This window comes from Comamonas sp. w2-DMI, from assembly GCF_040187735.1.
In the GTDB taxonomy this organism is placed as follows: Bacteria; Pseudomonadota; Gammaproteobacteria; order Burkholderiales; family Burkholderiaceae_C; genus Comamonas; species Comamonas terrae.
In genome coordinates, this window is record NZ_JBANEL010000003.1 from 83,310 (window position 1) to 104,460 (window position 21,151).

General features: G+C 67.1%; 25 protein-coding genes and 1 pseudogene. 12 read left to right on the top strand and 14 right to left on the bottom strand.

Annotation, left to right across the window (positions count from 1 at the left end):
* Positions 1-253: 253 nt before the first annotated feature.
* The 9 genes from V8Z74_RS04850 (at position 254) to V8Z74_RS04890 (ending at position 9,228) form a co-directional block, all read left to right on the top strand.
* A complete protein-coding gene (locus tag V8Z74_RS04850) occupies positions 254-1,231 on the top strand; it encodes a TRAP transporter substrate-binding protein (protein ID WP_502879458.1) in 978 nt (325 codons plus the stop codon).
* A 3-nt stretch (positions 1,232-1,234) separates the two neighbouring features.
* Positions 1,235-2,242, top strand: coding sequence for an LLM class flavin-dependent oxidoreductase (locus V8Z74_RS04855; protein WP_349708259.1), 1,008 nt, complete (start codon positions 1,235-1,237; stop codon positions 2,240-2,242).
* A 262-nt stretch (positions 2,243-2,504) separates the two neighbouring features.
* Positions 2,505-2,720, top strand: coding sequence for a TOBE domain-containing protein (locus V8Z74_RS04860; protein WP_066471886.1), 216 nt, complete (start codon positions 2,505-2,507; stop codon positions 2,718-2,720).
* A 188-nt stretch (positions 2,721-2,908) separates the two neighbouring features.
* The gene (locus V8Z74_RS04865) at positions 2,909-3,778 is read left to right on the top strand and encodes a TauD/TfdA dioxygenase family protein (protein ID WP_349708261.1); all 870 of its coding nucleotides are present in this window, start codon (positions 2,909-2,911) and stop codon (positions 3,776-3,778) included.
* A 268-nt stretch (positions 3,779-4,046) separates the two neighbouring features.
* Positions 4,047-4,892, top strand: a complete 846-nt coding sequence (locus tag V8Z74_RS04870; protein WP_349708263.1) for an ABC transporter permease — start codon at positions 4,047-4,049, stop codon at positions 4,890-4,892.
* A gap of 12 nt (positions 4,893-4,904) precedes the next feature.
* Positions 4,905-5,693, top strand: a complete 789-nt coding sequence (locus tag V8Z74_RS04875) for an ABC transporter permease (RefSeq protein WP_349708264.1) — start codon at positions 4,905-4,907, stop codon at positions 5,691-5,693.
* Between the two features lie 146 nt (positions 5,694-5,839).
* On the top strand, positions 5,840-6,673 hold the full coding sequence (locus V8Z74_RS04880; RefSeq protein WP_349708266.1) for an ABC transporter ATP-binding protein: 834 nt from the start codon (positions 5,840-5,842) through the stop codon (positions 6,671-6,673).
* Positions 6,674-6,718: 45 nt separating this feature from the next.
* Positions 6,719-7,888: an ABC transporter substrate-binding protein gene (locus V8Z74_RS04885; RefSeq protein ID WP_349708267.1), complete on the top strand. Its 1,170-nt coding sequence runs from the start codon at positions 6,719-6,721 to the stop codon at positions 7,886-7,888.
* Positions 7,885-9,228, top strand: a complete 1,344-nt coding sequence (locus tag V8Z74_RS04890) for a sulfatase family protein (protein ID WP_349708269.1) — start codon at positions 7,885-7,887, stop codon at positions 9,226-9,228. The genes V8Z74_RS04885 and V8Z74_RS04890 overlap by 4 nt, the downstream gene beginning before the upstream one ends.
* Positions 9,229-9,250: 22 nt before the next feature.
* Here the strand turns inward: V8Z74_RS04890 and V8Z74_RS04895 are convergent, their stop codons facing one another.
* From V8Z74_RS04895 to V8Z74_RS04910, 4 genes are read right to left on the bottom strand one after another with little or no spacing between them, the layout of a single operon-like run.
* Entirely contained in the window at positions 9,251-9,727 is a 477-nt protein-coding gene (locus V8Z74_RS04895; protein WP_349708271.1) for a DUF2269 family protein, read from the bottom strand.
* Positions 9,724-10,122 carry a DoxX-like family protein gene (locus V8Z74_RS04900; protein WP_349708438.1) on the bottom strand — a complete coding sequence of 133 codons (399 nt, stop codon included), beginning with the start codon at positions 10,120-10,122 and terminating at the stop codon, positions 9,724-9,726. Before V8Z74_RS04900 ends, V8Z74_RS04895 begins: the two co-directional genes overlap by 4 nt.
* A gap of 44 nt (positions 10,123-10,166) precedes the next feature.
* The gene (locus V8Z74_RS04905) at positions 10,167-11,045 is read right to left on the bottom strand and encodes an NAD-dependent epimerase/dehydratase family protein (protein ID WP_349708272.1); all 879 of its coding nucleotides are present in this window, start codon (positions 11,043-11,045) and stop codon (positions 10,167-10,169) included.
* A gap of 32 nt (positions 11,046-11,077) precedes the next feature.
* Positions 11,078-11,611 carry a GbsR/MarR family transcriptional regulator gene (locus tag V8Z74_RS04910; protein ID WP_066470961.1) on the bottom strand — a complete coding sequence of 178 codons (534 nt, stop codon included), beginning with the start codon at positions 11,609-11,611 and terminating at the stop codon, positions 11,078-11,080.
* Between the two features lie 229 nt (positions 11,612-11,840).
* Between V8Z74_RS04910 and V8Z74_RS04915 the strand changes: the two genes are divergently transcribed.
* Together V8Z74_RS04915 and rlmD are read left to right on the top strand one after the other, a co-directional pair.
* Positions 11,841-12,155: a hypothetical protein gene (locus V8Z74_RS04915; RefSeq protein ID WP_349708274.1), complete on the top strand. Its 315-nt coding sequence runs from the start codon at positions 11,841-11,843 to the stop codon at positions 12,153-12,155.
* Positions 12,156-12,370: 215 nt separating this feature from the next.
* Positions 12,371-13,882, top strand: a complete 1,512-nt coding sequence (rlmD, locus tag V8Z74_RS04920; RefSeq protein ID WP_349708275.1) for a 23S rRNA (uracil(1939)-C(5))-methyltransferase RlmD — start codon at positions 12,371-12,373, stop codon at positions 13,880-13,882.
* A gap of 51 nt (positions 13,883-13,933) precedes the next feature.
* On the opposite strand, the gene V8Z74_RS04925 is transcribed toward rlmD, so the two are convergent.
* From V8Z74_RS04925 to V8Z74_RS04940, 4 genes are all read right to left on the bottom strand, one after another.
* Positions 13,934-14,086, bottom strand: coding sequence for a hypothetical protein (locus V8Z74_RS04925; protein ID WP_349708276.1), 153 nt, complete (start codon positions 14,084-14,086; stop codon positions 13,934-13,936).
* The gene (locus tag V8Z74_RS04930; RefSeq protein ID WP_349708277.1) at positions 14,083-14,652 is read right to left on the bottom strand and encodes a DUF2325 domain-containing protein; all 570 of its coding nucleotides are present in this window, start codon (positions 14,650-14,652) and stop codon (positions 14,083-14,085) included. The genes V8Z74_RS04925 and V8Z74_RS04930 overlap by 4 nt, the downstream gene beginning before the upstream one ends.
* A 269-nt stretch (positions 14,653-14,921) precedes the next feature.
* A complete protein-coding gene (locus V8Z74_RS04935; protein ID WP_066470954.1) occupies positions 14,922-15,281 on the bottom strand; it encodes a hypothetical protein in 360 nt (119 codons plus the stop codon).
* Between the two features lie 198 nt (positions 15,282-15,479).
* On the bottom strand, positions 15,480-16,169 hold the full coding sequence (locus V8Z74_RS04940; RefSeq protein ID WP_066470952.1) for a Bax inhibitor-1/YccA family protein: 690 nt from the start codon (positions 16,167-16,169) through the stop codon (positions 15,480-15,482).
* Between the two features lie 189 nt (positions 16,170-16,358).
* On the opposite strand from V8Z74_RS04940, the gene V8Z74_RS04945 reads away from it, so the two are divergent.
* A complete protein-coding gene (locus tag V8Z74_RS04945) occupies positions 16,359-16,766 on the top strand; it encodes a GlcG/HbpS family heme-binding protein (protein ID WP_066470944.1) in 408 nt (135 codons plus the stop codon).
* A 100-nt stretch (positions 16,767-16,866) separates the two neighbouring features.
* Here the strand turns inward: V8Z74_RS04945 and V8Z74_RS04950 are convergent, their stop codons facing one another.
* The 6 genes and pseudogenes from V8Z74_RS04950 to V8Z74_RS04975 all read right to left on the bottom strand — a co-directional run bounded on the left by V8Z74_RS04950 (position 16,867) and on the right by V8Z74_RS04975 (position 21,105).
* Complete coding sequence (locus tag V8Z74_RS04950; protein WP_066470939.1) at positions 16,867-17,091, bottom strand: hemin uptake protein HemP; 225 nt, start codon at positions 17,089-17,091, stop codon at positions 16,867-16,869.
* Positions 17,092-17,432: 341 nt separating this feature from the next.
* A complete protein-coding gene (locus V8Z74_RS04955; protein WP_349708279.1) occupies positions 17,433-17,855 on the bottom strand; it encodes an ExbD/TolR family protein in 423 nt (140 codons plus the stop codon).
* 3 nt (positions 17,856-17,858) lie between these two features.
* On the bottom strand, positions 17,859-18,581 hold the full coding sequence (locus V8Z74_RS04960) for a MotA/TolQ/ExbB proton channel family protein (protein ID WP_349708280.1): 723 nt from the start codon (positions 18,579-18,581) through the stop codon (positions 17,859-17,861).
* 24 nt (positions 18,582-18,605) lie between these two features.
* A pseudogene (locus tag V8Z74_RS04965) lies at positions 18,606-19,318 on the bottom strand (energy transducer TonB).
* A gap of 159 nt (positions 19,319-19,477) precedes the next feature.
* Positions 19,478-19,774, bottom strand: coding sequence for a (2Fe-2S)-binding protein (locus tag V8Z74_RS04970; protein WP_083526448.1), 297 nt, complete (start codon positions 19,772-19,774; stop codon positions 19,478-19,480).
* A 185-nt stretch (positions 19,775-19,959) separates the two neighbouring features.
* Positions 19,960-21,105, bottom strand: a complete 1,146-nt coding sequence (locus V8Z74_RS04975; protein WP_349708282.1) for an alpha-hydroxy acid oxidase — start codon at positions 21,103-21,105, stop codon at positions 19,960-19,962.
* Between the last annotated feature and the right edge of the window lie 46 nt (positions 21,106-21,151).

A 21,151-nucleotide genomic window follows, 5' to 3' on the forward strand; every position in this document is an offset into this window, starting at 1 on the left:
CGCAGATGGCATGAAAACGGCAGTCAGCGCTTGATGGGCAAGCGCCGGCTGCTCTTTTTTGGAAAGCGTTCCATCACGCCGCGGGCCGGGCGCCGGGTCGTGCGGCGCCGGGCTTTAGAATCCTGGGCTTCCCGTTGCCAGGGGGGCCGGCCCATGAAGCGGCCGCGGCCCCTGGTGCCCGCAGTTCCCGGTCCGGGGCTCACCAAGGATTCTTCGCGTGCATTCGCCCACTTCTCATGGCCGCCGTGCCTTCATGGCATCGGCCGCTGCCGCATCTCTTCCCTTTGCTCTTTCCCTTCCCGGCCGGGCAGCCGCTGCGCCGGCCGCCATCCAGCTCAAGCTCGGCTATCCGCTGCCGCAGAACTCCCAGTTCGGCGCGGCGGCCACCGCGTTTGCGCAGGAGCTGGCCCGCCTGACCGAGGGCCGCTTCGGCGTCCAGCAGTTCCCTTCCAGCACCCTGGGCGGCGAGCGCGAGATGATCGAGGGCGTGCAACTGGGCAGCCAGGACCTGGCCCTGGTGTCCACCGGCGCCATCGGCAACTTCGTGCCCCAGGTCACCATCTTCGACCTGCCCTTCCTGTTCCGCGACTACGCGCACGCCCATGCCGTGCTCGACGGCGCCATCGGCTCCGAGATGCTGCAGCGCTTTCCGGCGCGCGGCCTGGTGGCGCTGGCCTGGGGCGAGGGGGGCTTTCGCCACATCACCAACTACAAGCGGCCCATCGTGCAGCCGCAGGACCTGCGCGGCCTCAAGATCCGCACGCAGGAAAATCCCATGCACATCGCGGCGTTCAAGGGGCTGGGCGCCAGCCCCACGCCGATCAACTGGCCCGAGACCTTCATGGCGCTGCAGCAGCGCACGGTGGACGGGCAGGACAACCCGATCTCGGTGATCGAGGCTTCCAAGCTCTACGAGGTGCAGAAGTACCTGTCGCTGACCCAGCACCTGTACTCGCCCGCGCTGTTCCTGGTGTCGCCGGCGCTGTTCGGCAAGCTGTCCAGGGCCGACCAGGAAGCCTTCCGCGCCGCGGCGCGCGCCGGGGCCCTGGCCATGCGCCAGCGCGTGGCCGCTGACGAGCAGTCGGGCGTGCGCAACCTCAAGCAGCACGGCATGGCCGTGGTCGAGCAGGTCGACAAGGCGCCGTTCATCGCGGCGCTCGAAACCAGCTACCAGAATTTCAACCAGCAGTTCGGTGCGCAGAACATCGAACGCATCCGGCAGGTGAGCTAATCCATGCGCTATTCCATCTTTTCCGTCCAGGACCACCATCCCTCGCTGCACCGCTCGGTGGCCCAGCTCTACGAGCAGGTGATCGCCGAGGCCAAACTGGCCGAATCGCTGGGCTACGACACCTTCTTCGTGGCCGAGCACCATTTCCACGAGTGCGGCTCGGTGCCCAACCCGGCCGTGTTCCTGGCCGCGCTGGCGCGCGAGACGACGAAGATCCGCCTGGGCGTGGCGGTGTCCAACATCACCATCCACAACCCGCTGACCATTGCCGAGGACTACGCGATGGTGGACATGCTCTCGGGCGGCCGGCTCACGCTGGGCGTGGGCTCGGGCTACCTGCGCCACGAGTTCGAGGGCCACCGCGTCTCGCCCGAAGAAAAGCGCGAGCGCTTCGACGAGAACCTGCAGGTCGTGGTGCAGGCGCTGACCGGCGAGCCCGTGCACTTCCAGGGCAAGTACAACGACCTGCCGGGCGTGGCGCTCAACGTGCAGCCGTTGCAAAAGGACAGGCTGCCCATCCACGTCGCCATCCAGCGCCGCGAGGCCGCCTACCACGTGGGCCGCCAGGGCCGCAACATCTTCTCGCTGCCGTATTCGTGCCTGACCTCGTTCGAGGAGATCCGCGGCCTGGTCGAGGACTACCGCAAGGGCTACCGCGAGTCCGGCGCGCCGGGCGAGGGCAGCGCGGTGCTGGCCTTCCACTGCCACGTGGCCGAGACCGATGCGCAGGCCAAGCTGAACGCGGAGCAGGCCTTCAACCTGTACCTGGACACGCGCCTGTTCTACGACACCCGCCGCACCTATGACACCGTGGTGAGCGCCGGCCTGGGCATGTTCGGCTCGCCGCGCACCGTGGCCGACCAACTGGTGGGCCTGAGCGAGATGGGCATCGACCACGTGATGTTCCTGCAGAACTTCGGCGTGCTGGATTCAAAGCTGGTGCATGACTCCATGCGCCGTATTGCCAACGAGGTCATGCCCGAGGTGCTGCGCCGCACCGGCAAGGCCTGATGGATCGAAGCGGAAATGGCTTCCAGTGCCTGATGCAAAGGCGTAGATAGCTATTGTTTTCAAAGCGTTAGCCGCCAAAGGCGGACGCGTTCTGCAAGCCCTGGGGCTGCAGAGCGCGTCCGCCTTTTTTGTTAGATGTTTTGGGTATAAAAAATCTATTTCTTATTTGTTTGAGTTTTGACGCATGGCTTCCAGAATGAAAGTCATCGGTGCGCCTGCACTGCTGCTTTCATTCAATCAACGGACTTTCCAGGAGAAGCTCATGTCCATTCAAGCCATCAACGTGCGCAACCAGTTCAAGGGCAAGGTGCGCGAAATCATCCGCGGCGACGTGGTCTCGGAAGTCGATGTGGAAACACCCTGGGGCACGGTGACTTCGGTGATCACCACGCGCTCCGTGGACGAACTGGGCCTGGCCCCGGGCTCGGAGGTGGTGGCGCTGGTCAAGTCGACCGAGGTGTCGATCGCGAAACTTTGACTACCCCTTGAGCGGCTGCACTGCTTCCCCCTGGAAGGGGGACGCCAGCCTTTGCTGGGGCAGCCCACGCTGCGGGGCGGCGGGGCCGCCTAGGCCCTTGCTGGCTGTCCCGCGCCTGGGTCGCGCCGGTTTTATGCATGGCGCCCAGTGCTCTGCCTTCCAGCTCCATTCCATAAAAGGTTTTGACCATGTCCCACCCCAACGATCACGCGGCCGCGTTCACCCGGTTCGGCGTGGAGCCCTATACGCCGACCATAGGCGCGGTCATCCATGAGCTGGATCTGCGCCAGCCGCTGGACGAGGCCACGCGCGCCGAGCTGCGCGCCGCGCTCGCCCGGTACGAGGTGCTGTTTTTCCGCGACCAGGAACTCACGCCGCGCCAGCAGGTGGATTTCACGCGCAGCTTCGGCGAGGTGGCCGAGGTCAAGGCCTTTTTTCCACGGCTGCAGGACCAGCCCGAGATCGAGATCGTGGAGAGCACGGCCCAGCGTCCCAGCGCGGCCAGCAACTGGCACTCCGACATCACCTGGCGCGAGAACCCGCCGCTGGGCACCAGCCTGTATGCGCAGGTGATTCCGGCCCATGGCGGCGATACGCTGTGGGCCAGCCTCACGGCCGCCTATGCCAGCCTGCCGGCCGCGCAACAGGCCTACCTGGAGACGCTGACGGCCGTGCATACCTGGGAGATCAGCGGCTGGACCGAATACCTGCTGCGCAAGGACGCCAGCGGCGAAGAGCTGCGCGCGGCGCGGGCCAAGTATCCGCCGGTGGAACACCCGGTGGTGCGCGTGCACCCGGTCACGGGCAAGAAGATCCTCTACGTCAATCCCACGTTCACCAGCCACATCAAGGGGCTCAAGCGCGCCGACAGCGATGCGCTGCTGGCCCAGCTGTTCGGCCTGGCCCAGGTTCCCGAGTTCCAGGCGCGACTGCGCTGGCAGCCCGGCACGCTGGCGGTATGGGACAACCGCTCCACCCAGCACTATGCCGTGGGCGATTTCTTTCCCCAGCACCGCAAGCTGCACCGCATCACCATCACCGTGGACAAGACTTTCTGAACGGTCTGGATAGAACCGGAGAAAAATCCCAAGGGCGTGCCATGCACGCCCTTTTTGCTTTCATATCAATAGCTTGAAACGCTTTGGTAGCAAGCTTGCGAGCAGGTTTCTCATAACTTTCCGGCAGTAGCTTCCGCGCGAAACATCTTTGTCCATGCATATTGCTATTTACCATTTATCGTTATAAGAAAACTAAATTAAATTCTTTTTGATTCTAAAAAAGCCGTGGCCAGCAAGCTGCGTCCACGGCGGAAAAGGTTCTGAAGGAATGTCGATTTACGCTGTCTCCTCTCTTTCGCGCGCCATGCCCGCGCTGCAGCGCTTGCCGCTGCGGCTGTCATCCGGCCCGCTGCAGCGCCTGGGCCGGGCCTGGCTGACCGCCTGGGTGTTTCCGCTGACCTTGCTCGCGCTGTGGCAGCTGGCCAGCGTCAGGCAATGGGTGCCCGAACAGGTGCTGCCCGCGCCGGCCCAGGTGTGGGCCGCCTTGTCCGAGCTGTGGACCTCGGGCGAGCTGGGGAGTCATCTGCGCATCAGCATGCAGCGCGTGGCCGCGGGCTTTGGCCTAGCCCTGGCCCTGGGGCTGCCGCTGGGCATAGGCCTGGGGCTGTCGGCCACCTTCCGCGACTATGTGTACCCGCTGTTCAAGGCGCTGGCCCAGGTGCCGGTGATCGGCTGGCTGCCGCTCCTGATCCTGCTGGTGGGCATTGACGAGGAACTCAAGTTCCTGCTGATCGCCAAGGCGGCCCTGGTGCCCATCGTGGTCAATACCTGCCAGGGCATACAGGGCGTGCCCCAGCGCTTCGTGGAGGTGGCGCGCGTCTATGGCTTCACGCGCCGGCAGCTGCTGGGCCGCGTGGTGTTTCCCGCGGCCACGGCCGCCATCTGGAACGGGCTGCGCTACGGCCTCACCCATGCCTGGCTGGCCCTGGTGGTGGTGGAGCTGCTGGCGTCCTCCGAGGGCATAGGCTTTCTCATCGTCTACGGGCGCCAGCTGTTCCAGCTCGATGTGGTGCTGGCCGCCGTGGTGGCCGTGGGGGCCGTGGGCTTTGCGCTGGACCGGCTGCTGGCCCTGGCCGAGGCGCGGCTGCTGCGCTGGCGCCGCACGGGGTTCTGAAGGAGGACTGCCATGGCGACGACCCGCTCGTTCCCCAACCCCTTCACCCTGGTGCCGCGCCGGCTGCGCGGCTGGATTCTTCCCCTGCTGCTGCTGGGCGTCTGGGCCTGGGCCGCGCATGCGCGCTGGACGGATTCTTCCCTGCTGGTCTCCCCGCTCGATGTCTGGCGCCGGGCCGTGGACCAGGTGCGCAGCGGCGCGCTGGCGCAGGCCTTGTCGGCCAGCCTGTGGCGCTGCCTCTGGGGCGTGGCCCTGGGCAGCGCCGCGGGCCTGGCCGTGGGAGCGCTGCTGGGCGCCTCGCGCCGGGCGGAGCGGCTGCTTGGGCCCAGCTTTCACACCCTCAAGCAGATCTCGCTGTTCGCCTGGATCCCGATGCTGTCGGTGTGGTTCGGCATCGGCGATGCGGCCAAGGTGGCCTTCGTGGCCATGGCGGCCTTCTTCCCGGTGGTGCTGGGTACCTTCGAAGGCGTGCGCAGCGTGCCGCGCGAATACGTGGAAGTGGCGCGCGTGCTGGACTTCAGCCGCTGGCAGATGCTGGCGCGCGTGGTGCTGCCGGCGGCCGCGGCCTCCATCTTCACGGGGTTGCAGCTGGCGGTGATCTACGGCTGGCTGGCCACGCTGGGCGCCGAGTACCTGCTGGCCTCGGGCCAGGGCCTGGGCAACACCCTGATCGACGGGCGCGAGCATTTCTGGATGGACCTGGTGCTGTTCGGGGTGGTGGTGATCGCCCTGGTGGGCTTTGCGCTCAACAGCCTGCTGGTGGCGGTGGAGCGCCGCCTGCTGGCCTGGCCGAGGTATTGAACCCCCTGAGGCGCTGCGCGCCTTCCCCCTGGAAGGGGGACGACGCCCTTGCTGCGGGGCGGCCCTTGCTCGGCGTCTCTGGGATGGAGCGTGCGGGCTCAAAGGGCGCGTACGACGTTTGATCGATGAATGAAAGAGAGAACAAGATGGCGCATGCCGATTCCCTGGAAATCCGGGGGCTGAACAAACGTTATGAAGTCGAGGGCCGCGCGCTGCCCGTGCTGCAGGACGTGAACCTGTCCATCGCCGCCGGCGAGTTCGTGAGCATCGTGGGCTCCAGCGGCTGCGGCAAGTCCACGCTGCTGCGCCTCATCGTCGGGCTGGAGAGCGAGTACGAAGGCCAGGTGCTGCTGGGCGGGCGCCCCGTGGCCGGGCCGGGCCTGGAGCGCGGCATCGTGTTCCAGGAGCACCGGCTGTTTCCCTGGCTCACGGTGGAGAAGAACGTGGCCATGGGCCTGCTCAACGCGGGCCTGCCCCGGGCCGCGCAGGAGCAGGCCGTGCGCGAGCACATCGCGCTGGTGGGGCTGCAGGGCTTCGAGCAGGCCTATCCGCACCAGCTTTCGGGCGGCATGTCGCAGCGCGTGGCGATTGCGCGCGCCCTGGTCAACCGGCCCGACGTGCTGCTGCTGGACGAGCCCTTCGGCGCGCTGGACGCCATGACGCGCGCCCACCTGCAGGACGAGCTGCGCCGCATCTGGCAGCAGGAGGGCATCACCATGATTCTCGTGACCCACGACGTGGAGGAGGCGGTCTACCTCGGCCAGCGCGTGGTGGTCATGGAGCCGCGGCCCGGCCGCATACGCCGCACCGTGCCCGTGCCGCTGGCCCAGCCGCGCGAGCGTGCCTCGGCGGCCTTTGCCGCCGTGAGGGACGAGGTGCTGCGCGAGTTTTCTCCCGCAGGCCTGGCCGAGGCGCCGCAGCTGCTGCCGGCCGACCTGCCCACGGACCTGCCTGCTGTGCATTGGCGCTTCGCGGTCTGAGCCTTCTCCATTTTTTTCTTTCAAAAACCTTCACAGAGATTTCCCATGAACCATGAATCGCTGACCTCTGTTGCCGCCTCGCACGGCGTTGCCGAACCTGCCCGCGTGTCCGGCGCTGCCGGCGCCATCACACGCCGCTCCCTGCTGGCCCTGAGCCTGGCCGCGGGTGCCGCGCCCTGGGTGGCGCGGGCCCAGGCCACGGCCAGGGTGATACGGCTGGGCTCGCCCGATCTGGGAACGGCCGGCAAGCCTAGCCCGGGCGCGGGCTCGGCAGCGGTGCTGCACGCCCGCAAATGGCTGGAGCAGGAGTTCGCGCGCGACGGCATCAAGGTCGAGTGGCACTTCTTCCGCGGCGCGGGCCCGGCCGTGGCCGAGGCGCTGTCGGCCAGGCAGCTGGACATCGTCTTCCTGGGCGACCTGGCCTCGGTCATCCACAAGGCGCGCGGCCTGGACACGCGCTTCATCGCCGCCACCGGGCGCGGCACGGGCAGCTACCTGGCCACGGCGCCGGGCTCCGGCATTAAGACCGTGGCCGACCTGCGCGGCAAGAAGATCTCGGTGCTCAAGGGCACGGCCTACCAGCGCCCGTTCGACCACCTGCTGGCCGGCGCGGGCCTGACGGAAAAGGACGTCAAGCTCATCAACATGGACTGGCCCAGCTCCAAGGCCGCCGTGGTGGCGGGGCAGCTGGACGCCACCTTCGGCGGCTCAGACCTGTTCGTGCTGCGCGACAAGGGGGTGGGCATTCCCATCAGCACGCGCGGCAAGGGGCGCGACCTGTCCATCAGCTCGGGCATGCTGGCCACGCAGGAGTTCACCACCGGCCAGGCCCCGCTGCTGCAGCGCGTGACCAGCCAGCTGGTGCGGGCGGCGCAATGGGCGTCGCAGGAATCGCACCGCGAGGAACTGATCCGCCTGTATGCCGAGACCAGCGGCAATCCAGAGATCGGCTTTCGCGAGGAACTCGCGGGCGACGACCTGAACCAGCGTTTCTCGCCGCTGCTGGACGACGGCCTCAAGGCCGCCTACCAGGGCGTGCTCGACGACGGCAAGCGTCTGGGCCTGGTGCGCGGCAGCATCGACGTGAATGCCTGGCTGGCGCCGGCCTTCGTGCAGCAGGCGCTGCAGGACCTGAAGCTGCAGGCGCAGTGGCGCGCCACCGATGCCAACGGCAAGGCCCTGGCCCAGGCCGCGGGCAAGAAAGGCGCGGCATGAGCAGCGATCAGCGTCCCAACATCGTCTTCATCCTGGCCGACGACCTGGGCTGGGCGGATCTCAGCGTCTACGGCCAGGCCGACTACCAGACCCCGCACCTGGACGCGCTGGCCGCCCAGGGTGTGCGCTTCACCCAGGCCTATGCCAACTCGGCCGTCTGCTCGGCCACGCGCTTCGCGCTGATCACGGGCCGCTACCAGTACCGGCTGCGCGGCGGGCTGGAGGAGCCGCTGGTGCGCCAGGCCCATGTGCATGGCCTGCCGCCCGGGCATCCCACGCTGCCCTCGCTGCTGCGGGATGCGGGCTACGACACCGCGCTGATCGGCAAGTGGCACCTGGGCAGCCTGCCGCACTTCGGTCCGCTCAAGAGCGGCTACGGCCACTTCTTCGGCAACTACGGCGGCGCCATCGACTACTTCACGCACAAGCCCGGCGTGGGCGAGGCCGTGCCGCGCGATCTGTACGAGGGCGAGGTGCCGGTGGAGCGCGTGGGCTACTACACCCAGCTGCTGGCCGACGAGGCCGTGGACTGGATCCAGGGCAAGAACGGGCGCCGCGACACGGGCAAGCCCTTCCTGCTGTCGCTGCACTTCACGGCGCCGCACTGGCCCTGGGTGGGGCCGGAGGACGAAGAGATCTCGCGCAGCCTCAAGGACCTGTTCCACTACGACGGCGGCAATCTCGCCACCTATGCGCGCATGGTGCGCTCGCTGGACCAGGCCGTGGGCCAGGTGCTCGAGGCCTTGCGCGAACAGGGCCTGGAGCGCAACACCATCGTGGTCTTCACCAGCGACAACGGGGGCGAGCGCTTTTCCAAGACCTGGCCGTTCACGGGCCAGAAGACAGAGCTGCTCGAAGGCGGCATACGCGTGCCCACGCTGCTGCGCTGGCCGCAGCGCATCGCGCCCCAGGTCAGCAGCCAGGTCGCCGCCAGCATGGACTGGCTGCCCACGCTGCTGGCGGCCGCCGGCGTGGCCCCCGATGCGGACCATGCGCCCGACGGCGACAACCTGCTGCCCGTGCTCGAAGGCCGGGCGCCGCCGTATGCGCGCACGCTGTTCTGGCGCTACAAGGCGCAGGAGCAGCGCGCGGTGCGTGCCGGCGCCTTCAAATACCTGAAGATCAACGACAACGAATTCCTGTTCGACGTGGAGGACGATGCGCGCGAGCGCGCCAACCTGCGCCACCGGCATCCCGAGGTCTTCGAGTCGCTCAAGCGCCAGTGGGAGGCCTGGAACGCCCAGTTCCTGCCCATCACCGAAGAGGTGTTCACGCACGGCGTGACGCCCGACATCCAGGCCGACCGCTACGCGCCGCAGAAGCCCCGGCGCGAGCTGTGAGCCCGGGCCGGCGCAGCGGGAATCAACCCCAGAGCGCCGGCTTGTTCACCATGAGGAAATAGGTGCCTGCCATGGCCAGGAAGGCCGGGTAGCCCAGCGTTTCCCAGCGGCGCTGGTAGGCCAGGTAGAGCGCGGGCAGGGCGCCTGCCTGCCGGTGGGCCTGGGCTGCCATGGCGGCCATGCGCACCTGCAGCCAGACCACGGGCAGCCAGCAGGCGCCGGCCAGCGCATAAAGCCCCAGCGACAGCGCCAGCCAGGGCGTGGACAGCGGCCAGCCTGCCATGTGCGCCATGGCGATGCCGGTGGCCGGCTGGATGAAGATGCAGGGTGTGGTGAACCACCAGTCGGCCCGCACGACGAGCCGCGTGACCACGGCCTGCGCCGCCACCGAGCCGCTGCGGTTGGCAAAGAACATGTAGAAGGCCGAGCCCAGGCCGGTGCCGACCAGCAGCACGCTGGAGACGATGTGCAAAGTCTTGAGCAGCAGATAGGTATTCATGGATTTTCTCTGGTGGCAGAGGGAGTGCGGCCGGCCTGCACCAGAAAGCACAGCATGGCGGCGATCGGCAGGTTCTTGAGCAGCGGGCCCAGCGGGTGCAGCCAGAGCAGGGGCTGCAGCGCCGTGCCCGCCACGGTCATGGTGGCCATCAGGGCCAGCGCGGCACCGTAGCTGGCGCGGCCGGGCCTGAAGGCCAGGGCCAGGCCCACGGCCAGGTCGGCCAGCAGCCCGCCCCAGATCAGCGCCGCCTGCCAGCGCGCATCGGCAATGCCGCTGGCGGCCAGCAGGCGTGCGCCTTCGTGCTCCAGGCCGGACCATCCCCAGAAATCCAGGGCGCTGACCAGGGCCGTGCCCAGCCAGACCACTACCAGGCTGGCGTGCATGGCGCGGTGCATGGGAGCGACGGCCGCCCTGGCACCATGCAGGTTCTGGATTGGACTCACGATCTGCGCTCCCTGGGCAAGGTGGCGTACAGGCGCTGCGGCGGCACGGGAGGGCGGCCCAGCAGGTCCGCCAGCGTCTGGGGATCGGTCACATTGCTGTTTTGCAGCAGCGCCAGGGTTTCGCTGCACCAGGGCAGGGCGCTGATGCGGTCGCCGACCTTGGCACTGGCCACGCTGGCCCACTGCGGCAGATGGCCCACCCGGGCCGGCGCCCGGCCCATCTGCGCGCGCAGGCTGGCAATCAGGCTGCCCATGGCCACGGGCTCGGGACCGCCCAGGTTGACGACACCGGTGGGCGCATCCTGCGCGGCCAGGCGGGCCAGCACATCGGCGAGGTCGCGCACGGCCACGGGTTGTATGAAGCTGTCGCGCACGGCCTGGGGCAGCAGCAGGACGGGCAGCCGGGCCAGGGCCAGGAACAGCTCGGTGCTGGCGCCGCCGGCGCCGAAGATGACGCTGGGGCGCACGACCACGCCATGCAGGCGGCCGGCCGCGTTCAGCGCCAGCAGATGATCGTCGGCCGCACGCTTGGTGCTGGCGTAGCGCGTGTCGCCTTCATGGACGCCCAGGGCCGAAACCTGGACCACGCGGCGTATGCCGGCCTGGGCGCAGGCGTCGAACAGCGCCATGGGCGCGGCCGTGTGCAGCATGTCCAGCGACTGGGCGGGCGTGTCGCGCAGTGCGCCCACGGCGTTGACCACGGCATCCACGTTCTGCAGGTGAGGCCGCCAGGCCTCTGCGTCGGTCGCATGGGCGAAATCCAGCGCCGGGTCGGAGTGGCGGCTGCGCACCACCGGGTCGTGGCCGGCCTGTATCAGGGCATTCACGACATGGCGGCCCAGAAAGCCGGTGCCGCCGCAGATCAGGATACGCATGGTCTTTCCTTTCGCAGATGCAGAAGGCCGCGTCAGCGCGTCTCGCCGCCGCGCACAAAGCGCTGCACGCTGGCGCCCAGCCGCAGGATCTTGTCCAGCGTGGCGGGCGACAGGCGCAGCATCTCGTCGGTCCAGACGCCCAGCGAATCCATGAGGCGCAGCGTTTCGTGCACGCGGTCCTGGGTGTCGGGTGTCTCATTCTCGAAGTCGGGCTGGGCGATCAGCTCGCGCAGCAGGGCCGAGGTGGGATCGAACTCGCGCTGCTTGCGCTCGCGCACGATGGTGCGCAGCAGTTCCCAGACATCGGCCGAGGTCTCGAAGTAGTCGCGCCGGTCGCCGGGGCGGCGGCTGGCGCGGATCAGCTTCCAGGCCAGCAGCTCCTTGAGGCTGGTGCTGACGTTGGAGCGCGCCGCGCCCAGGGTTTCGCCGATCTCCTCGGCATGGAGCGGCCGGCCGTGGAAGAACAGCAGCGCATGGATCTGCGCCACGGTGCGGTTCACGCCCCAGGCGTTGCCCATGTCACCCCAGTGGTGGACAAAGCGTCGGGCGATGGGACTCAGTTGCATGCGGCCAGTGTTGCGGCATTTGAAATTTCTGTCAATACAGAAATTTCAAATCAGGGAGATTCGGTGAAGAGTGCATGAGGCACAGGAGTTTCGCGATGAATGATTTCTCAGGCAAAAGAAATCTCCCCTCTCGCCAAGGCCGGGCCGCTCCGCCGGCCGTTGCGCGGCCCGTGCGGGGCTGAACCATAATGGCGCCCATTCAACGCAGAAATCGGAGAAAGGGAGAGACATGACTGCTGCTGCCACCGCCTTGCGTGCCGCCCTGCTGCTGTCGGCCTGTGCGCTGGCGCAGGCCGCGTCGGCCGCCTGCTACTTTGTCTATGCGCCCGACAACGAGCTGATCTACCGCTCCAACCGCGCGCCCGTGGATCTGTCGCTGCCGCTGCACCTGACCGTGCCCCGGCTTGCGCCCGGCGCCACCATGGTGTTCTCGCTGGATGAATTCAATTGCGCGACCGAGGTGAACCTGATTGCCGAGCGCGCCCAGCTCGCCCAGGCCCGTACCGAACGCCAGCGCCGCGCACGCGAGGAGCAGCGCTTCTGAATCCGTAGCAGCTGGCGCTTGTCCCTGCTGGATCACGTAATTGAAAATGGCTTTTTCCAGCCTGTAGCCTGCGCAGCAAGCTATCAAAAACGAAGAGAGCGGCAAGCGCCGCTTGCCGCCTCGGGCTGCGCCATCGGTTGCCAATCCGCCGCAGCCGCAGGTTTTTTGCCGCGCCGGCTCTGGGATGCGGGGCGGCCTGAGACAATCGGGCCACCATGAGTGAACCCCGCGACAACAAAATTCCCGAAACCCTGCCCGATGCCCGGCCTGACGCTTCCCCGCTGCCCGAGGGCTGGCTGGAAGTGCTGTCCATGGACATGGACGCGCAGGGCGTGGCGCGCAAGCCCGACGGCAAGGTCGTCTTCATCGACGGCGCCCTGCCCGGCGAGATCGTCAGCGCCAACACCCACCGCAAGAAGAACAATTGGGAAGCGGCCACGCTGACCGAAATCCACCGCGAATCGCCCCAGCGCGTGCCCCCCGGCTGCCCCAACTTCGGCCTGCATGCGGGTGCCTGCGGCGGCTGCAAGATGCAGCACCTGCACGTGGCCGCCCAGGTGGCCATCAAGCAGCGCGTGCTCGAGGACAACCTCTGGCACCTGGCCAAGGTCAGGGCCGAGACGCTGCTGCGCCCCATCGAAGGCCCGGCCTGGGGCTACCGTTTCCGCGCGCGCCTGTCGGTGCGCTATGTGGCCAAGAAGGGCAAGGTGCTGGTGGGCTTTCACGAGCGCAAGAGCCGCTACATCGCCGACATGGAGGTCTGCAAGATCCTGCCGCCCCATGTGGACGCCATGCTCATGCCGCTGCGCGCGCTGATCGCCAGCCTGGATGCGCGCGAGACCTGCCCGCAGATCGAGGTGGCCTGCGGCGACGAGGTGACGGCCCTGGTGCTGCGCCACCTGGAGCCGCTGTCCGACGGCGACCGCCAGCGCCTGCGCGAATTCGCCGCCCGGCACGGCGTGCAGTGGTGGCTGCAGCCCAAGGGGCCCGACACCGTGCATCGGATGGAGCAGGGTGGCCCGCAGCTGTCCTACGGCCTGCCGGACTTCGGCATCACCATGCCGTTCAAGCCCACGGACTTCACCCAGGTCAACCCGCACATCAACCGCGTGCTGGTCACGCGCGCGCTGCGCCTGCTGGATGCGCAAAAGAGCGAACGCGTGATCGACTGGTTCTGCGGCCTGGGCAATTTCACGCTGCCGATCGCCACCATGGCCCGCGAGGTGCTGGGCATCGAGGGTTCGGACACGCTGGTGCAGCGCTCGCACGAGAACTACGCGGCCAACAATGCCCGGCGCGCCGAGGGCGACAGGCTCGCGCCCACGGCCTTCGTGGCGCGCAACCTGTTCGAGATGACGCCGGCCATGCTGATCGCGGACGGCCATGCCGACAAGTGGCTGGTGGATCCGCCGCGCGAAGGTGCTTTTGCGCTGTCCAAGGCCCTGGCAGACATCCACCAGATCCGCATCGGCGCCAGGCGCCCCGAGCCCGCGGCAGGCGACGAGCCCGCGGCCGAGCAGCCGCCGCTGCCCTCCCTGCCGGAGGGACACGAGAGCTGGCAATTCCCCCGGCGCATCGTCTACGTCAGCTGCAACCCCGCCACGCTGGCGCGCGACGCGGGCCTGCTGGTGCACCAAGCCGGCTACCGCTGCGTGGCCGCCGGCGTGGTCAACATGTTCCCGCACACGGCCCACGTGGAAAGCATGGCCGTGTTCGAGCGCGCCTGAGCCAGGGCAGGAAAGACTGCACCCGGGGTGTAGCGCCGGCCAGGGCGCTTCTCAGAACGCCAGGGCCTTGCTGCCGTTCCAGGCCATGTCGCACAGCGCGAAAAGGCCTGCGGCCGAGATGGCCAGGCCCAGCCAGGTCCTGAACCGGCAGAGGCGGGGGGGCCGGGCAGTTTGCCCCTGCTCCGGCGAGGCGGGGCGCGTCATGGAAGGTCTCCGATGCAGGCCGGTGTTGCCACCACCTGTCCGTCCGGGCCGGCGCGATGGACGCGGACAATGCGCAGGGCATCGGGCTGCGCCACCAGCACGCAGGGCTTGCCCGTGCGCTTGCAGTGATCTTCCACACGCCAGTAGGCGCCGGCGCTGATGCAGCCGCTCTGGCAGATCACGAGATCGGCCGCGCGCAGGCTGTTTTCCAACAATTGAGGGTCATCGGCGGCGGGCATGGCGTCCGCAGCCGGCGGCGCTTCACCGCCGGGGCCGGGCCGCAGGGCGGGCCCCGCGTGCGGCGGCTGCCCGGACACGGCCAGCATCGGGCGCAAGGCCCGGACTGCCAGCGCAGAGGCCAGCGTCAGCCGGTTTTCGCGTTCCCAGGCCAATGTGCTTTCCCCGGCAATGAGCTGGCCGCGCAGGCGCACGACCAGAGCCTGCAGGCGCTCGATTTCCCGCATCTGGGCCTGCATCTGCCCGGTGCAACGCCGCTGCATCTTGGCGTAGAAGTGCAGCAAGGCATTGTGTTCGAGCACCCGTGGGTCGATGTCGTCGTATGGCACGTGGTCTTGTCCTTGCATGGCAGCCTGCCCAGGGCCGGCAAAAAGGGCATGCAGAGCGGTGCTCTGCCTTCAGGAAGAACTATAAATGAGAATTATTTCTATTTGAAAATCCATCTCGGCAGAACTGATTTGTGCCGGTCCGCGATCGTTGGGGCGACGCGCTCAGGAGGATGCCTTGTCCCGCCCGGCGGGCGGCCAGGCGGAAGCCGAAAAGCAAAAAGCCGTGGGCCGGAAGGCACCACGGCTTGAACACTGCAAAGGCTGACGTGTTAGCTGCGGCTGCGGTTCGCCGACTGGGGCGCCGCTTCGGCGTCCTGGCGTCGGGTGTCGGGCGCCGTCTGGCTCAGCACCGAGGGCACGCCCTCGATCTTGTTGGCGCGCATGTATTCGTCCATGTCCTTCCAGCCAGCGAACACCAGGGCCTTGGGCGCCTTGGGATTGAGCACGTAGCAGTCCTCCAGGCCACGCATGGCGTGGCGGCAGGCGCCGCCAACGGCCTTGGCTTCGGCCTCGCGCGCCACGGTGCGCGGATCGGGGCCAAGGCCTGGCACATCTTCGATCTTGCAACCGGCCAGCACGGCGGGCAGCAGCAAGATGGCAAGGGTTCGGGGCAGGTGGTGTGGCTTCATCTTGTCTGGAGTATCGGCTGGCGGCGGCGGAAGTTGAGCCCGGCGTGCAAAAAAAAAACGGCCAAGAAAAATGGCCCCCACGCCCACTCACTTCGTGTGGTCGCAGCCCCCCAGGGAGTCGCTTTTCATCTTGGGGCGGCCCGGCGATGAAAAAAGGCCCCGGATTCCGGGGCCTTTTTGTCGGCATCGGCCAGGAGCTCAGTCGCGCTCTCCACCCATGATGCCCAGCAAGGCCAGCAGGCTCTGGAACACGTTGAACAGGTCCAGGTACAGGGCCAGCGTGGCGCTGATGTAGTTGGTCTCGCCGCCGTCGATGATCTGCTTGAGGTCGTACAGCATGTAGGCCGAGAAGATGCCAATGGCCAGCATGGAGATCGCCATCATGCCCGCGGTGGAGCCCACGAACACATTGATGACGGCGCCCAGCATCAGCACCAGGGCGCCGACGAACAGGAACTTGCCCATGCCCGACAGGTCGCGCTTGATGACGGTGGCCAGCATGGCCATCACGAAGAACACGCCGGCCGTGCCCATGAAGGCCGTCATGATCAGCGAGGCGCCGTTGGAAAAGCCCAGCACCATGCCGATCAGGCGCGACAGCATCAGGCCCATGAAGAAGGTGAAGCCCAGCAGCACGGGTACGCCCGCGGCCGAATGCTTGGTCTTCTCGATGGCGAACATGAAGCCGAAGGCGCCGACCATGAAGACGATCAGGCCCAGGCCGCCCGTCAGCGAGCGGGTGATGCCCGTGGCCACGCCCAGCCAAGCGCCCAGCACCGTGGGCAGCAGGCTGAGTGCCAGCAGCCAGTAGGTGTTGCGCAGTACCCGGTTGCGCTCTTGCTGCGAGACACCGTAGCCAGAGCCCAGTGTGGTGACTTGATCATTCATGTGGCCGTTCCTCCTTCAGGAATTGTGGATTGAAACAGTAACATTCTAGGTGGGGGCCTGTACGCACCTTTCAATACCCCGGTGGAAAGCGGCAGTTTTGGGATGGAATGTTTTGCACATGACATCTAATTCGTGCGCAAGCCAGCTACTATGCTCGGCGCATTGACAATCCAACGGAGCCTTTTACTGATGAAGACCAAGCATGAACTCGAACTGGCCGATGTGAAAGCCATTGCAGCGGCCGCGGAAGCCGAGGCGCTGAAGAACAAGTGGCCCGTGACGATTTCCATCGTGGACGACGGCGGCCATCTGCTGTGGCTGCAGCGCCTGGACGGCGCCGCCGCCATCTCGGCCCACATCGCGCCTGCCAAGGCACGCTCGGCCGCCCTGGGCCGCCGCGACACCAAGGGCTATGAGGACATGATCAACAACGGCCGTACTGCCTTCCTGAGCGCTCCCACCGTGGACGGCCTGCTCGAAGGCGGCGTTGCCATCATCAAGGACGGCCAGTGCCTGGGCGCCGTGGGTGTCTCCGGCGTGAAGGCCAACGAGGACGCGCAAGTGGCCAGCGCCGGCATCGCCGCCCTGGGCCTGTAATCCGCACCGATCCGGCCTTCCGGGCAGGCCGGAACGGGTGCAAGACAAAACCCCTGCCAGCGAGCTGTGCAGGGGTTTTCTTTTGGCGGCAGCAGGATGGCTACTTGGTCAGGATCAGCTTGCCGAGCTTGGTGGCCTGCAGGCGGTAGGGCGTTCCGTTGTGCACGATTGTCACGGCTTTCTGGCCGTTGAGTAGCAGGGCGCTGTCCACGCCGGCGGTGCCAGCTGCGGGGAGGGCGCCCGCGGCAGCGCCGGTCGGGCTGGTGGCTGCCATGGCCGAAGTGCGTGGGGTTGGCTGTGAGGTCCCGGCAATGGATGCAGACATGCAGAAGAATCCTTTGAGAAATCAGTTTCGTGAATGATAACAATTCTCAATTAAAAGGCAAGTGATACCTGTTCTCATTACGGGTTTGTGGCGCACGGGAGGCGGAGAGGGGCTGCGAAGCCGGGTGGCTGCGGGAAAACCGACAAGCCGGCGAGCCTGCTATTGAAAGAAGAGCTGCAGGCGCAGGATATATATGCACTCCGTAACGATAGATCCATGAAAACTAGGAAAGGCAGGCGGCAGATGCTTGCATTTGCATAGCAGGCACGGGCCCTGCAAAAGCAAACGGCCCCGAAGGGCCGTTGCTCAAGGGCGGGCCTGAAGGCCTGCGTTCGCTTCGCCTACTTGGCAGCCACGGGGTCGGTCACGAAGCCGATCTTGCGCACGCCGGCGCGCTGGGCCGCGGCCATGGCCTGGGCCACGCGCTCGTAGCGCACTTCCTTGTCGCCCTGGATGTGCAGATCGGGCTGCGGGTCCTTGGCGGCTTCGGTCTTGAGGTTGGCCTCCAGCTGTTCGTCGCTGATGGACTCGCCGTTCCAGAAGTACTTGCCGTCGGCGCCGATGGCCAGGCGCACGGTGGCGGGCTTGATGTCCTCGGGCTGGTTGCTGGCGCGCGGCAGATCCACGTTGACCGAGTGCTTCATGACGGGCACGGTGATAATGAAGATGATGAGCAGCACCAGCATGACGTCCACCAGGGGCGTCATGTTGATCTCGTTCATCACCTCGTCGCCGCTGTCTTCGTCCAGGGTTCCGAATGCCATGGCTTATGCGCCTTTCTTCAGGGGCAGCACATTGCCCGAGATCTGGCCGTCCACGGCCACGCGGGCGCCGGTCACGAAGTAGGCGTGCACGTCGTGGGCAAAGCTGTTGAGTGCATTGAGAATGCTCTTGTTGCCGCGCACCAGGGCGTTGTAGCCGAGCACGGCGGGAATGGCCACGGCCAGGCCCAGGGACGTCATGATCAGCGCTTCGCCGATGGGGCCGGCCACCTTGTCGATGCTGGACTGGCCCGACACGCCGATGGCCACCAGCGCGTGGTAGATGCCCCAGACCGTGCCGAACAGGCCGATGAAGGGGGCGGTGGAGCCCACGGAGGCCAGAATGGCCAGGCCCGACTGCAGGCGGGCCGTGAATTCGTTGATGCCGTTGCGCAGGCAGCGGGTCACCCAGTCGCTGATGTCCAGCGTGTCATGCAGATGGGCGCTGGTCTTGCGGTGGTGGGCCGTGGCCTCGCGGCCTTCGAGCACCACATGGCGGAAGGGATTGGCCTTGTCGTCGCCGAGCTTGTCCATGCCGGAGGCCAGGTCGGGGCTGTGCCAGAAGTCCTGGGCGCTCTTGGCGTACTTCTTGAACTTCACGATGTCCAGGGCCTTGATGAGAATGACCAGCCACGAGGCCACCGACATGGCCAGCAAGATGATGGCCACGGTGCGGGTGACGAAGTCACCCTGCGTCCAGACGTGGGCAATGCCGAATTGGGATTCCATGGGTACTCCTGAGAACTGCTTGGTTTATTTGAGAACGAAGTTGATGGGGACGATGTGCCACATGGCTTCGGGCACGCCGTTGCGCTTGCCCGGCACGAATTTCCATTGGCGCACGGTATTGAGGGCGGCTTCGTCGAGCCGGTCGTAACCGCTGGACTGTTTGATTTCGATCTTCTCGGGCTGGCCCTGCTCGTTGATGTAGACGCGCAGGAAAACCTTGCCCTGTTCGCCCATGCGCTTGCTCACGGAGGGGTAGGCGGGCGAGGGGTTGTTCAGATAGGCGGCGTTGCTCGAGGGCAGCTCCATCTTGGGCGCAGCCGGCGGGGCCGGGGGCGCGGGCGGAGCGGGAGGCGTGGCTGGCGCGGGCGGAGCCGGCGGCGTCTTTTCCTGCGGCGCATCGTCGATGGCGCCCCGGGGGGCCGTGGGCGACGGCGTGGGATCGGCAATGGCCTTGGGCAGCGCGGCCTTCTTCTCCACCGGCTTGGGCCTGGCTGCGGCTTGGGGGCCGGAGCCGGGGGCTTGGGCGGCGGCGGTGCGGGCGGCTTGGGTTCGGGGGCGGGCGGCGCGACGAACTCGGCAATCACTTCGGCGGGAACAATGACTTCCGGAGGATGTGGCTGGGCGAAGCCGTGCTGCATGGCCCACAGGGCGGCCGCATGCGCAGCCACCACCACACCGGCCACCGCCATGTTGCGGCTGGTGCCGCCGGCGGGAGTAAAACGATCAGACTGGGACATAAGAAGGCGGGGGCTGTCAGCGCGGGCCGGCGGGGCCGGTCACAGGAGACGGGGGCGCTGGACAGCGAGGCGGCGGATAAGTTCGGGACCGGTCACGACACAGGTATGAAAGTGTGCATCAGTCCCGGAAGATCCACCAGGCGCAAACCATGACGAGAATCAGGCTGCCAAGGACTGCGGACAGGAAGGTGAGGGCCATGCTTTGCTTTCCAGGATGTTGTCGGCAAGCTGAATCGTCTGCAGACCCGGGGACGCCTCGTGATGCGCTTCGTTGTGGATGGCTGCAACAGGGTGGCTGGCGCAGCACTGGGCCACTACATCGCGTGCACAGCTTTCGCAGCGGCCGCATTGCGTGGCAACTCCCAACTCGAACTGGATTTCGTCGAAGCTCATGCCCGCATGCGCGTGGCGTGCTATCTCTCGGTCCGAAACCCGGCGGCAAACACAGACGATCATGGCTACAAGCAGTTGTGGCTGGCTATTGATGCGATAGCGGGATTATAAATGAGAATCCATCGCATTTGCAGTGCAGCCACAAGAACTTCAGGGGATTTGGCTTGCAAAGCCGACAAGGCCACATGGCATCTGCGCGGGCCGCTCCGGATAGAAGAGCATGAGCGTGCGGGCCCGCGGGGGCGTGCCTAGGCCGTGCGCCTGAGGCTGTCGGCGCTTATCTCCTCGAGGCGGGCGCAGCCCATCTGCGCCATCGCCAGCTCGAACTCGGCGCGCAGCGCATGCAGCATATGGGCCATGCCCAGCATGCCGGCCACGGCCAGGCCGTGGAACTGGGGCCGGCCGATCATGACGGCATTGGCGCCCAGCGCCAGGGCCTTGAAGACATCCGTGCCCTGGCGTATGCCGCCGTCCAGCAGCAGCGGCATATCGGGGCCCACGGCCGTGCGGATGTCGGCCAGCACCTCGACAGGGGAGACAGCAGAGTCCAGGACGCGGCCGCCATGGTTGGAGACCACCAGCGCATCGGCCCCCAGCTCCAGGGCCCGGCGCGCCGCGCGCGGCGACAGAATGCCCTTGACGATCAGCGGCAGCTGCGTCTGGCCGCGCAGCCATTGCAGCTCGTCCCAGCCTGGCGCCTGTGCGGCCAGCGGCGTGCCGAACAAGATGTGCTCGCTCATCAGATCGCTGGTCTGCCGCGCCTGGGGCATGCCGCGCAGGTTGGCCGCTTCCACGCCGGCGGGCAGCGGATAGCTGGAGCGCTTGATGCTGGCGTCCACCGTCCACATCAGCGCCTGGTAGCCCGCCGCTTCGGCGCGGCGCACCAGGGCCAGCGTGTGCTGCCGCTCGGGCTGGCTGTAGAGCTGGAACCACAGTGGCGCGCGCCGCCCCAGTTCCGCCGCTGCGCCGCAGGCCGCCTGGGCAATGTCCTCCAGGGAATAGCTGGACAGGGTGCTGACCACCATGGCGGTGCGCATGGCCATGGCGGCACGCGCGCCGGCCAGCTCGCCCTCCGGATGGGCCAGGCGCTGGTAGGCCACGGGCGCCAGCAGCACCGGCCATTCCAGGCGCTGGCCCAGCAGCATCTGCGCGGTGCTGGCTCGGGACAGGTCGGCCAGCGGCTCGGGCAGCAGCAAAAGCTGCTCCAGCGCCGCCCGGTTGCGCGTCAGCGTCAGGCCCTGCTCGGCGCCGCTTTCGATATGCGCCCAGGCATGGGCTTCGATGTGCTTCTGGGCCCGCCGGGCATAGTCGGCCAGGCTGGCGATATCCGCGGGAATGCGCTGCAACGGCGGCTCCACCGGCGTGCCAAGAGTGTTGAGAGGGGTGGAATTCATCGCAGTGCGTTCTCGATCATGATCAAAGTGGTGGCGCGGCAACCAA